Raw genomic sequence first — 12,735 nt, 5'->3', positions numbered from 1 at the left:
TCAATGAAATTTCTGATTCCCCTTTTACTCATTTCGTCCATCGCGCGCGGACAAGGTCAATCAGACTTTCTCGAAATACTGGCTCTACGAGATATAGACGGTAAACTTTCAAAGTTGAAGTCTGAGCATGGACCCTTCGAAGAAAGAATTGCTACAGATGGCATGACCAAAACTTGGTCGAACGAAGAAAAAGGGATTGAAGTCACCTTCATTAATCGGGCAAAGGACCGATTTGCCTTACCCAAATTTGAAGTGATGATGGTGGAACTCACTGCCTTTACGGATAAAGGCGGTTACAAGGATGAATTTCCATTTGGGTTTCAAATGGGAATGGATCACAAATTAGTGAAAGAGCACATTCAGGAATTGAAATCGATAGATTTTGACAAGAAGGACCTGAGCAAAACCAGTTCTTCCTTCACTTACACTGGTTCTCCGAATTCTGCTTTACAGAATCGTCAGATACGCGTGTCCATCTCGCAGGTAGATGGCAATACCATCACATCCATGCGTTTACGACTGAAATGATCAGGATGGAGTTGAACTGGAATTCACTGGTCCACCACCGCCTCCACCACTCTTCTTTTTACGGTTGTTCCAACGTTTCTTGAATGGCTTTTTGGCACCATCACGGTTCTCGCTTGGCTTCTGACCTCCACCACCTCCTTGAGGTCTTCTGCTTCCACCTTTACCGCGTTTCTCTCCTGGATTATATGTTGGTCCCTCTCCCAATTGTTCTGGAAGCGCAGGTTTTTCAATCGTTCGTTCAATCAACTTTTCGATATCGGCAAAGCCATTCACATCATATCCGTTGATGAACGTGATGGCCACGCCAGAAGCGCCAGCGCGAGCTGTTCTACCGATGCGATGCACATAATCCTCAGCATCTTTCGGCACTTCGTAGTTCACTACAATTTCAATGTTGTCGATGTCGATTCCTCTCGAAAGCACATCCGTTGCAACCAGAAAATTGTACTTCTTGTTTCTGAAACCTGATAGCACTTCTTCTCGCTCTGCCTGTTCCAGATCAGACGAAATGGCCCGCGATTTCCAACCTTTCTTCTGAAGTGTTCTGTTGACGGATTTGACAGCCGATTTGCGCGAGCAGAAAATGATGCAGCTCTGCACATCGCGCTCAGCCATCAATATTTCGAGCAATTTGTCCTTCTGTTCGTCATGAACCAAATAGGCCAATTGTTTGATATTCTCAGACGGTTTTGAAATGGCAATCTCAACGTTGATCGGATTGTTCAACAGCTTATCGGCCAGCTTTCGGATCTTTGGCGGCATGGTGGCCGAAAACAACATGGTTTGACGCGTCTTTGGCGTCAATTCCACAATCTTCATAATGTCGTCATGAAAACCCATGTCCAACATACGATCGGCCTCATCCAAGATCAGACATTCCAATTTATCGAAATTGACATAGTTGAATCCCATGTGGGCAATCAATCTCCCAGGCGTACAGATAATGACATCGGCACCACCTTGAAGTGATGACTTCTCAAAATCCCACGAAGTGCCATCTTTTCCTCCATAAATAGCTATGGAAGAAACGCCACCGAAATAACCCAAGCCTTGAAGCTGCTGATCAATCTGAATGGCCAATTCGCGCGTTGGAGCAATGACCAATGCTTTTACACCGTCATTCTTGCTCTTCAGCACGTGCTCTATCACAGGGATGAGGAAAGCGGCTGTTTTTCCTGTTCCGGTCTGTGCGCAACCAACAATATCGCGGCCTGCGATAAGCGATGGTATGGCTTGTACTTGAATAGGAGTGGCTTGTTCGAAGCCCATTGCATCCAAACCTTCCATGAGGCTTTCGTGCAGATTTAATTCTGAAAATTTCATTACTTACAAAGGTGCGCTTTATTCCTAATTCGTTGATGCACAAAATAGCGGGTACAAAAAAGCACTCCGGAGAGTGCCTTTTCAATTTTTGTTGGTGCAGACTATCCGCCCATCATTCCACCCATAGATGTCTTGAATTCTTCGAAGGTCATTTTATCATATCCATCAGGAATGTTAAAAAGATCTGCTCCAAGTGTTTCTTGCTTCACGGTTTTTGCTGTCATTTTCATCTTGAACTGACCACTATCGATGGTGTATTCCAATGGAAAGCCTTTCAAACCTTCGTATTGTTTGCTAGCGCCAGCAGGAAGATCTTCTGTGTAATAGATCTCCATTTCGCCTGCACCTTCAACAACTACCAATGCTTTTTTGCAATCGTAACCAGCAATTTTTTTCGTTCCATCCACGTATTTGAATTCGGGCTTTTTATCTGCCTTCTTCTTGTCCATCTCCTTCAGGTCGTCTTTCGACATTTCAACAGCCATTTTCTTTCCCATCATGTTCATCAGAAGAACTCCTGATTCTTTCTTCATATCGGTGATGGTTATCTGACTCATTCCCATTCCCAACGACTGCTCCAAACGTGTTTTATCACCTTTGATCTGAGTGGTCATTTCATCTGGAAGCATAGCTGCCATTGGTGCCATTTCTGCTGGCAGGTCCTTGTATTCAAGACCATACACGATTGTCCCTTCAAACTTCTTCTGCGCTAGGGTTGGAAACGCAATGGCGATGGCCAAACATGCTACTACTAATTGTTTCATTTTTTGTTATCTGATTGTTTATTGATTCGTTCCGAATACTTGTTGTAAAATTTCGCTCACGCGATGCAAAGGATCCTCTCTGATCTTGCCTTCTTCTTCGGCAACTAGATGAAAAAGACCATCCAAAGCTTTGTTTGTGGTATAATCTGCAAGATCTGTGTTCACTTGTGGTTGACCTAAAATTGGTGCAACCGTATTGTAATTTGAGGTAAGTGTTCCCCAAGCGGTTTGCGCACCAACTGTTTCCAATGAAGTTTCAATATGCGGTTTAAACAGACCTGCAATTTGAGTTTCAGTACCGTTTCTCAGAAATTGTGTTGCCGCATCATTCTCCCCATTCACAATGGCAATGGCATCGGTGATAGTAATATTTAAGATGGCATCTAAAAGAATGTCCTTGGCTTGCGGTGCTGCATTTTCGGCTGCACGGTTTAGTTTCAACACCACTTCATCTACCAATGCAGGTCCAACACCTGGAACCTGATTGATCACAGTAACGATGGTTTGCGCTTCCTGTGGCAAAAGAATCTTGATGGCTTGATTGGCGAAATAACCGTCAACGGCACTTCCTTTCGTGATGGAAGTATCTGTTCCAACTCTCAGGGCCTCCTTCAGTCCTTCGGTGGCATCTCCATCGCTCAACAAGCCATCGATTACACTTGAGATGGTATCGCAAGAAGTTAGCCCTAAACCAAGGGTGAAAATCAATGCGAATGGTACAAAGGCTCGTTTTAACATGTGGTTTTATCTTACAATTTGAAAGTATCCCTTCACAGGCTCTTTGCCATTTGGCAATTCACAAACATAAAAATATGTTCCCTCTGATTTATTGCCACCATCCCATGGATTCAAATGATACTCATCCGTTTTGTAGCATTTTCTTCCCCAACGGTCCCAAATTGTCATGGTGTTTCCAGGATACAACTCCAAGCAAGGAAGGTTGAAAACGTTATTCTGCGGAGCGTTTCCGCAGATATCTGTTGCCCCAACAAATGTTGAATTCGGGTTAAAAATTCCTGGTTGAATGATGTCGCAGCTTATTCCTTCTACTACTACTTCTGCCATCACCTCTTCCATGCATTGGTCCACAACGGTCAGTGTATAAAGCCCGATGATGGCTGAATCTGGAGAAAGTTCATACGGTACACTCACCACGGCAGAATCGTTTGTGAGCGAGCTTTCAATAAGCGTGCCGCTCCAATTGTAACTGTACGGTGCCAATCCACCTGAAACAGCACTTGCCAGTGTGTCTGACCACAATTCGCAGACCGTTACGGTATCTGATAGCAATAGGTCTGAGTTCAATATTGTAGCTGTTAATGGATTGTATACTGGTACAGAGACGGTTGCCGTATCTGTGGCAACTGAACCACAGTTATCAGTTACCGTAAGTATGAGTTCAATAGTTGTATTTGGGTTTGTTGTAGTGCTCGAACCGGAAGTTCCATCACTCCAACTAAAATCAAATGGCGAAGTTCCATTCGCAACATCAGCCGAAATTGAAACCAAATCTCCAGGACATAGAACTGACGTGTCTTGTACGCTTACAGAAACTGGTGTGTATGGAAGAACCGTTACCGTAATGGTGTCTCTTACAGTTGAACCTGCTGGACAATTGTCTGTCACTGAAATGACGTAATCGGTGGTTTGAGTAGGTTGAACGGTTATCGTTGTGCTCGATTGACCTGAACTCCATGCGTAGCTATATGATGGCACACCTCCAGTTGCAATGGCGGTAAGGACTGCATTATCCCCAGGACAAGAAAGTGTTACATCATTACTTAATTGCAATGACATCACCACATAATCAATATTGACCGTATCTGGCAATGATAGAGTTCCGCACGCATCTGTAGCCTGTACAATGAAGGTTGTATCTGAGTTAGGATTCACCCAAATTGATTCCCCAATTGCTCCGTTGCTCCATTGATATGTGTAGCCTGGATTTCCCATTAAAGCACTCGCATCCAGCATAGCCGAGTCTGCAGAGCACCAAACAAAATCGTCAGGCGCAAAGGCTGGGAAGGCAGGTCCCAGATCATAAATCTGAATTGTACCTGTTGAAATAATCGTATCACCACAAAGGCTGATGGTATAAACTGTAATGACTATGCTATCACCAACTTCGGTCAAACCATCTTGCAGTGCTTGAATCTCAACTGAAATTGACGTATCGCCAACTGCAAAGAAAACCGTGTCTGGTACACCTGAATAATCCACACCGTTTATGGCTGAACCACTTGTGAAGATCGGAACAGCCAAGAGCGTATCAGCATTTTCTGCTGGTCGGGTAAAGTTTATGACCGCTGGCGTACAGTTTTCAACAATCCAACCACCGCCTTCTTCCACACTTCCTGAAGCGGTTTCGATAGCCACCTCCACAATATTTGACCTGAAACTCCTGGCTTCAAGGAAAACGCCAGAATCAAAAATACCATCACCACCATCAGCAATGGCCAGCTTAATGTGATATGTTTCGCCACATTGAACTGCTGCTTTCGCTTTGAGAACTACCGTAAAACCATCGTATTGAACAGATGTTCCGCCTGCATTATCATTGAAATAAACATTGTAGCTGGTCCAGTTCGGATCCAACGCAGCACATGTTGCAGCCGTACCGCTAAAGCCTGCTGTACCATTATTAACCGTGTTGATAGAAACAGGTGTATTCGTACCTGGAACCAACGCTATGTTTACAGCACCATTCGTATAAGGCCCCGCAAACCCAGGACCACTTAGGAAAAATCCGAACACATCATTCACTGTTCCGCACACGTACTCGTTGTATTCCTCAGAACCAAACACGTAACTGAAATCGATTGAATCGCCTGTAGGAACAAAATCAAATTCTAAAATGGCAGCGTCAAACGTGTTAACTCCGCTTAACAAGTCAAGATCAGAATCTCCACTTGGTCCGATAGGCCCAACGTCATTTCCCGCTCCAGGATCATTATTTGGTCCAATGGCGGTGGTAACATTACCACTTGACAAAATCACTCCTTCACTGATTCCAATGTTAGAATTCACCCCATTGAAATAACCACTTTGTCCACCAACACCCGTAAACGAAATATTTGAGGCAGTAACTCCTGGCCCCAATAAAATATCTTCCACCATCTGAGTTGGCGTCAATGTATTATCAACCACCAATTGCGCGCTTGCTGTCCCAGCAGTCAGCCCCATCAAAACCAGCATAATTATTCCTAAAAAATATTTCATCCTTGTTGTTTTTACAATTCGCTAAAGTACGCTTTATACTATCTGTGACTATGTTAACCTACATCTGAATACACTGAACTTGTCCTCCAACGGTCAAAAGCCGAGTTGAAAACGGAAAGCAAAATTCTGAACGTTGCTTTCTCGGAACGGAGCGACAAAATCTACACGGATGATCTTGAAGATATTCTCTATTCCAGCGGTCACTTCCCAATAATTGCCATACGTTGGTTCATAGAGATAATGAACACCGCCTACCACTTGCCATTTCAACTTCTTGATCAACGGGATCTTATTCATGATAAAACCATTGAAATGGTGCTCAATATGCGCCTGAACGAAATACTTATTTGTGCTTGCAGCGTAGTACGGCAAGGCCATAAATCGCCCAAGTCCGCTGGACATCACATGCACCTGTGATGTATTGAAATGTTGCCAGTTCATGAATGGAACAAAGTTATTGTTGGCAAACCATCCAGCATTTGCTTCCCATTCAAAACGACCGACCAGCCCGAAGGAATGTTCATCGGTAATTTTCAATTTCAGGAGGTCGAAATCAGCATCCAACTTTCCAAAACCTCCCAATCCTTTTTCGTAGCGGAAGGTGAATTCTGGCCATATCGTTCCGAGGTTGATCTTACCATTGGGCCGCTCCATGTATTTCATGCCAGGTTGATAGACGAAACCCAAACCGATAACGATTGCATTATTATCGCCAAAAACCGGGTCGTTGAAACCATTGCTTTCATTCCCTGGTTCGTTCAAAGAAAAATACTTGGTCTTGTAATCCACATAGGTTCCATCCAAATTGGTGGCATTGTTCAGCGTTCTTCTCTGACCATAATAGCCACTCACATTCAATCGGAATCCATTGAATGCTTCCACTCCCCAGGCAACATCAGCGTACGAATGTTCCTGAAGCTTCATGTAATTTTCTTCCAAAAGCACGGAATACAACGAATTGATCGCATCGCCAACCGCTCCTTGGTTGAATTGCTCTACGTAACGTCCGCCTTCTGCGCGTATGGACATACGATTCATTCTGTTAAAGCGATAAAAGATGCGCGCTTTGGAATAATAGCGATTGGAATAGAACCCATAGCGGTTGTTCCACGCAACCGAGAGATTGCTTCCCTTATCCTTGTTCAAGGTGGAAAACTCGACCTTATAATCAATCAAATAGCCTTCTACCGTATTGTAATGAACCGCTGTGAAAGGCGACTGAAAATCGATTGAATAATTCTTTGTGCTATTCTGATACTTATAGCCGTAAAGTAGATTCCTCAAAGCGAACTTGTTGTTTTTATCATCGATGGAATCCTTGTAAACTTTGGATTCCTTCACTACCTCGATACTATCCTTCCGCTGATAATCCTTGCGTTCCAGTTCTGTGAGCGGAACGGTGCGTATCTGTTCCCAAAATGCTTCGTCCTTCTCGTTAGCCTCAGATTCTACCTTCAGCATAGGACCGTTTTTCCAACTATCAAAATCGAAAACTGTGGCACTATCGCCAATACTTGCCACCGCCTGACCTTTGATCACCTCGTCACTTCCTTCTTCTTCCTCAGTCGGTTCTTCGATCTTAGCGTAGCGGGCAATCAGCGTTGTATCGCGTGCATATTCCCGGATACTGTAATCGGAGAATACCGAACTGAAAGTACCCCAACCTTTCACCTTGAAAAGTTTGACATTGAAGGCAAAATCGAAACTCAAATTCCCCTTCATCCAAAGGTCTTTGGACAGCGGAATGAAATCGACCTTCATCCGAATGGTGTCAACGAAATCGATTCCTGCTTCCGAGGTCATGAAAAGTTCCGCACCATGAATTCGCCAGGTGTTTTCTTGAATAAAAATATAGCCGTTAAAAAGTGGAACGCCCTTCACCTTTGGGATGAGTTCTATCTTGTTCACAATGATGGAATCCTCCACGTAAAAACCGCGATAAACGTAGCGGTAATACATGTTTGCCGAAGGCGAAAGCGGTGAAACCAGGTCGCGGTCGCTCAGACCTTGCAGATTGTAGGTTCGATCGTAAAAGTTGAAATTGAGACTCGTGGCATTGTTCCAGGTAAAGCCTTGCGAATTTCCACTCACTTTTGAGGCAATGACACGCTCCTTTGTCTTATCTGGTGCCTTAAAATGGTACTCGCTCAAACTTTCGGAGAGATAAACAATACCGCTTCTGGTTTCGTCCAAACCGCTGATATCCAAGGATTGGCCTAAGATGCGTTTCGGGAGATTCTTGACCGAATTGACGCCTTTCACATACACTTTGCACGAATATTCGCGCACCTGCTGCTGATAGAACTTCCTTCGCGAACGCGCCAAACGCATGATGCGATATGCTGGATCCTCGTTGCCATCAACCTGTGCTTCTCCCAACTGAAAAACCACTCGATTCAACACAACATTCAGGTCGGTTTTACCCGATACGGTAACGCCTCTGATCTCGGTTTTATAGCCAACGTACCTGAACACAATGGTGTGAAAACCGTCTTTCAGATCAAGGTGAAAATTGCCCTCCGAGTTTGTAGTTGTGCCAATGGTCGTTCCTTCGATGTAAACCGTTACAAAAGGAACAGCCCCACCGTCTTCATCAGTCACTTTACCGTCTACCGATCCGGCAATGGCCGCGCCAGCGAAGAGTGCAAATAGAAGTGCGAGAAAACTGGTTTTTAAGAGCTCCAAGGTGCTGCTAAAGATAAACTTGCTAGCGATACGAAGGATGGTTCACGGCTTTAAGCAAACGATTTTTAAACGCTACCTTGGTTAGATCGCAATACGATACCGATTTGCCTTCGCCATTCTCATCCACTAAAAGGTACAGTTTGGTTGCAGTTGAAACCGTATGTTTCGAATCGTTTACATCCTCTTTAATGAATGCTGGAATGCTGGCATCTGTATGAAACTCATTCGCATAAAAGAGCGCGCCAACCGTTGAGCAATCGAACGGAATAAATCCGCGTTTTGAACCTAAAAACATGCTCCAAAGGTTTTCCCATTCCTTCAGTTGTTGGTACAACCATCGGTCGCCTTTGTTGTCACTTTTCTTCAAGTGAATGAAATCTTCTCGACTCAGAAAGAGACTGTCCGAGCAATCGTAACCGGCCAAAAGCACCGGAACTTTTGTTTCGAGCAAAACAGCTGATGATCTTGGGTCGAGGTCGAAATTGTAATCGGAGAATCGCACTTTTCCTGAACCTGGACTAAACAGCATTCCCGGTCTGCGTCCACCGCAATACGAAATGGCCGTGATGTTTTTGTGCAGATCAGGCCGAAGTTTGAGAACGGTTCCAACATTGGTCATTGGGCCAAGTGCCAAAATGGCCATCGGGCCTTTATCCAGCGCAGCGATCATTGCTTTTACGGCATCGGTTTCCTTTCCAAATCCAGTACTGTCATCTGAACCTTTGAACATTGGAATGTTCCGATCAGCAGCATACCAGTTGAGCAATTTGCCTGTCACCTTTTCGGCATAATCTACGCCATGCACAAAGCTGATTCCTTCTATTTGAAGGTTGGTATCGCGAAGTGCTAGGATCAATGCCAATCCGTCATCCACATCACGTCTGAATTTCCCGATCATGATGTCGGTATCTATCCAAACCCGTTGCTTTTGGGCAAAGCCGAAAAAAGGAATCAGACAAACAATAGAAAGGTAGAACGTTCTCATCCGTTCATCACATTTTCGTAGGCCTCATCCAGCATTTCCAAGCGTTCTTTCAGGTCAAGTTCCAATGGCAATTGTGCCAGACCGATCAATCTTCTCATCATTTCCATACCAGCAAACTTGGTGAGCAGCGTTCCGTCAAATCGACCATCGAAATGATAATAGACAAATAGGTCTTTGATCAAACTGTCGGGCTGATCTGCCAATTTCAAATGAGCAATAGCTACGCCCAACTCAAATTCGGGCGGACCGACAAAGCTGAATTCGGGATCGATCATTCTGAATCCGTTGGCCGTATTCAACCAACTTCCCGGATAATAATCTCCGTGCAAAAGTCGCGTTCCGTTGTTTGAGAGATACACCTCGCCCAGTTCCTTTGCCTTCTTTTGAAGACCTGCATCATTCCTGAACTTTTCGGTTGCATGCTGAAGCCCTGGAACAACTCCATCCAGATCGAATCCATTGTTCGGGTTCAGCGGTAGATCAAAAATGTGTGCATGATTGAGTTTACGAAGCTCATCATTGGAAATACGTGGATTCTTTGGAAAGTCCTTGAATCCGAAATGCAACTCAGAAACCACTTTAGACATATCAGCCATGTGGCGTTTATCCAGCAAAGCTCCTTTCCTGTAAATGAATGAGAAATCGCTGGCCGGACCAAAATCTTCCAAGCATAGAATGAAATTGCGTTCATCATAGCACAGAACTTCAGGAATATACTTTCGGATGATGGCATTTTCCCGTACCGTGCGATAAAACTCGAATTCTGTGGCAATCCGATTCACGGGTGCTTTGATACTTGGATATTTGTGAACCCAAGGGCGAGATTGCTTCAGAATGATGGAACGCTGATCGGTTGTGGCCCGCAGCACCACATTCATATTTCCTTCGCCTGCCACTTCCAAATGTTCCAATCGCTCACCCTCCAGCAAGTGATCATTATTCCGCAGATAGGCACTCAGACCGTTCGGGTCATTCACCTCAAGCAGAAAATCCGGAGAAAATGCAGTTGGCATTAATGATTATGTATTTGGCGGCAAGATACACGGTCGCATCAGTTTTTATGTCGGCAGTAAGCTGAAAGGATATATTTGCACTCCATGAGTAGGAAGCATTATGTGGTTGGTATTGCAGGTGGAAGCGCTTCTGGCAAAACCTCGTTTTTAAAAAAACTCCATGCTGCTCTTCCCAAAGGAAGCATCAGCATCATTTCTCAAGACAATTACTACAAACCTCAAGATCAGCAACAACGAGATGAGAATGGGGAAGTGAATTATGACCTTCCAACTTCTATAGACAAGGATGCCTTTTTCGCTGACGTTAAGAAACTGCTGGGTGGCGAAGCCATTTCGTTCCCAGAGTACACGTTCAACAATTCTGAGAGTGCCGGCAATACAATTACCGTTGAACCAGCACCTATTCTGGTGGTGGAAGGGCTTTTTGTTTTCCACTACCCAGATGTGCGGCACGCACTAGACCTACGATTGTATTTGGATGTGCGCGAAGACATAAAATTGCAACGTAGGATAAAACGCGACCATGAAGAGCGCGGGTATCCGGAAAGTGTGGTCCGTTATCAGTGGGAACATCACGTGATGCCTTCGTACAAGAAATTCCTGAAGCCTTATCGAGATGATTCTCATATCATCATCACCAATAATATTACGTTCGATAAGGGTTTGGCCGTTCTGACCGACCACCTGCTTTACCGCTTGGAAAAGGAATTGATGTGGGAGAGAAGTACTGAAGGTTTGATTGGTTGAGCTCCTGATCGGACCCATTGCTTGAATAGCTCGTACAGCGCTCGATTGTACGGAATTTCAACTCCCAACTTATCTGCCAACTGCACCAAGTAGCCGTTGATATCTTCAACCTCTGTGTGGTCGGAACCTTTTTGCAGATCCTGCGCCATGCTGTTGATGGATGAAGCTTGCATCTTCTTTTCAAAGATGGGAAGAACAATAAATGTTGGAAGTTTTTTGCTCATCCAGATAAGCGGCCACGTAGGCATACCCGAAATGCGCACTTCTTTCGTTCCATTTTTTCGGATGACCTGAACACCTTCCCACAGAACAGTGGCGGTAATCTTTTGCAACACATCCAATTCTCTATTTCTATGATCGTGGAACCCAACCATGGAAAGCAAGGCATTGCCTAGGTTCATTACCAACTTGCAATGAGCTGCATCATAAGGATTATCAGCCATCGTCACGCTGATCTTCCGCTTCAATATCTCATGAACCTCATCCATAGTCGTTGTATCTGCCGATGTGGTAGACAAAGCAATGCTGCCACCAACGGCTTCTGCAGAAATTTCTGAAATTCGGAAGGCGTTGAATGCGATGGTTGCAAAAATGGCATTGTCGAATTTTCGGGATATTTCCTCCACATGTCTCACGCCATTCAACACAGACATGACAGGAATGTCCTTTCCGAAGGCAGCTTCCAACTTATCAAGCACTTCAGTAAGCGAGTAGCTCTTAACGCCTATTACTACCAGGTCGGGCCGCTCAAGGTTTTCTAGTGTGGCCGTGGCCAAACACTTGTATACGCGAGTATTATGGTCACCTGGAAGGCGACATTGGAACGCTCCTGTCCGAATAAGGTCATTACTAGCCGTACGAACAAGAAATGTGGTTGATATTGTTCCGGAATGCATCCAGCCGGCCAAACAAAGATTTACAGCTCCAGAGCCGACATAAAGGACTTTCAAACTATTGTTCTTGAAGTTGTTTGAATGCCTCGAAATTATCTTTCCCTACGTCCATTATAGACGACTTGAGCAACGGCAAAAACGACCGCGAAAGTTGATCTTTTCCTTTCATCTGAACGTATGACCTGACAATCGTGTCAAGCCCATCTGCCTCAAATCTGATCGTTATTTCAAACTCCAACATCTCGTTATACAACTTGAATTTCACAGATTCCATTGGAATCACTTCAATGATCTCGAGCGTGTAGGTCACTTCCGTTTCTGTTCCTGTATAGTACAAGGTGAAGGTACTTCCGGGCATGGCCAAAAATCCGCTGGTGCGCTCTATTCTCTCAAGCCCAACCACCCAATCGGGCGCGTTCTGCACACTCATCATTCCTGCGAATACCTGAATTACTGGGCGTTCAATCCGTGTTTCCAGCTCTCCGTCCACTTCAGGCACAAAAAAACCGATAAGGAATAAAGTGGCGATTACTAAAAGAAGAACGGCCACAAAGGCCTTTAAAAACTTCATTATTTCC

The 12,735-nt window shown here is 44.6% G+C and carries 11 protein-coding genes; 2 read left to right on the top strand and 9 right to left on the bottom strand.

Features of this window, described 5'->3' with window-relative positions; all coding sequences use genetic code 11:
- Window positions 1-3 precede the first annotated feature (3 nt).
- Window positions 4-528 carry a hypothetical protein gene (locus K9J17_07450; GenBank protein MCF8276554.1) on the top strand — a complete coding sequence of 175 codons (525 nt, stop codon included), beginning with the start codon at window positions 4-6 and terminating at the stop codon, window positions 526-528.
- Here the strand turns inward: K9J17_07450 and K9J17_07445 are convergent, their stop codons facing one another.
- The 7 genes from K9J17_07445 to K9J17_07415 all read right to left on the bottom strand — a co-directional run bounded on the left by K9J17_07445 (window position 529) and on the right by K9J17_07415 (window position 10,517).
- Window positions 529-1,851, bottom strand: a complete 1,323-nt coding sequence (locus K9J17_07445) for a DEAD/DEAH box helicase (protein MCF8276553.1) — start codon at window positions 1,849-1,851, stop codon at window positions 529-531.
- 101 nt (window positions 1,852-1,952) lie between these two features.
- Window positions 1,953-2,615: a DUF4412 domain-containing protein gene (locus tag K9J17_07440; GenBank protein ID MCF8276552.1), complete on the bottom strand. Its 663-nt coding sequence runs from the start codon at window positions 2,613-2,615 to the stop codon at window positions 1,953-1,955.
- 18 nt (window positions 2,616-2,633) lie between these two features.
- Entirely contained in the window at window positions 2,634-3,353 is a 720-nt protein-coding gene (locus tag K9J17_07435) for a DUF4197 domain-containing protein (protein MCF8276551.1), read from the bottom strand.
- Window positions 3,354-3,359: 6 nt separating this feature from the next.
- Window positions 3,360-5,834, bottom strand: a complete 2,475-nt coding sequence (locus K9J17_07430) for a choice-of-anchor L domain-containing protein (GenBank protein MCF8276550.1) — start codon at window positions 5,832-5,834, stop codon at window positions 3,360-3,362.
- A 93-nt stretch (window positions 5,835-5,927) separates the two neighbouring features.
- Window positions 5,928-8,519, bottom strand: a complete 2,592-nt coding sequence (locus K9J17_07425; protein MCF8276549.1) for a DUF5686 and carboxypeptidase regulatory-like domain-containing protein — start codon at window positions 8,517-8,519, stop codon at window positions 5,928-5,930.
- Window positions 8,520-8,541: 22 nt separating this feature from the next.
- Window positions 8,542-9,504, bottom strand: coding sequence for a nucleoside hydrolase (locus K9J17_07420; protein ID MCF8276548.1), 963 nt, complete (start codon window positions 9,502-9,504; stop codon window positions 8,542-8,544).
- Entirely contained in the window at window positions 9,501-10,517 is a 1,017-nt protein-coding gene (locus K9J17_07415) for a phosphotransferase (protein MCF8276547.1), read from the bottom strand. Before K9J17_07415 ends, K9J17_07420 begins: the two co-directional genes overlap by 4 nt.
- A gap of 84 nt (window positions 10,518-10,601) precedes the next feature.
- Between K9J17_07415 and K9J17_07410 the strand changes: the two genes are divergently transcribed.
- A complete protein-coding gene (locus K9J17_07410; protein ID MCF8276546.1) occupies window positions 10,602-11,264 on the top strand; it encodes a hypothetical protein in 663 nt (220 codons plus the stop codon).
- Here K9J17_07410 and K9J17_07405 read toward each other — a convergent pair.
- Entirely contained in the window at window positions 11,207-12,214 is a 1,008-nt protein-coding gene (locus K9J17_07405) for a hypothetical protein (GenBank protein MCF8276545.1), read from the bottom strand. The two genes, K9J17_07410 and K9J17_07405, sit on opposite strands and share 58 nt — an antisense overlap.
- A gap of 1 nt (window position 12,215) precedes the next feature.
- Window positions 12,216-12,728 (bottom strand): hypothetical protein, encoded by a 513-nt coding sequence (locus K9J17_07400; protein MCF8276544.1) that lies wholly within the window; start codon window positions 12,726-12,728, stop codon window positions 12,216-12,218.
- Window positions 12,729-12,735 lie beyond the last annotated feature (7 nt).

The organism is Flavobacteriales bacterium (genome assembly GCA_021739695.1).
Lineage (GTDB): Bacteria > Bacteroidota > Bacteroidia > UBA10329 > UBA10329 > UBA10329.
The sequence above is the reverse complement of the archived record's forward strand: the minus strand, read 5'-3'. Positions and strand labels throughout refer to the sequence as shown.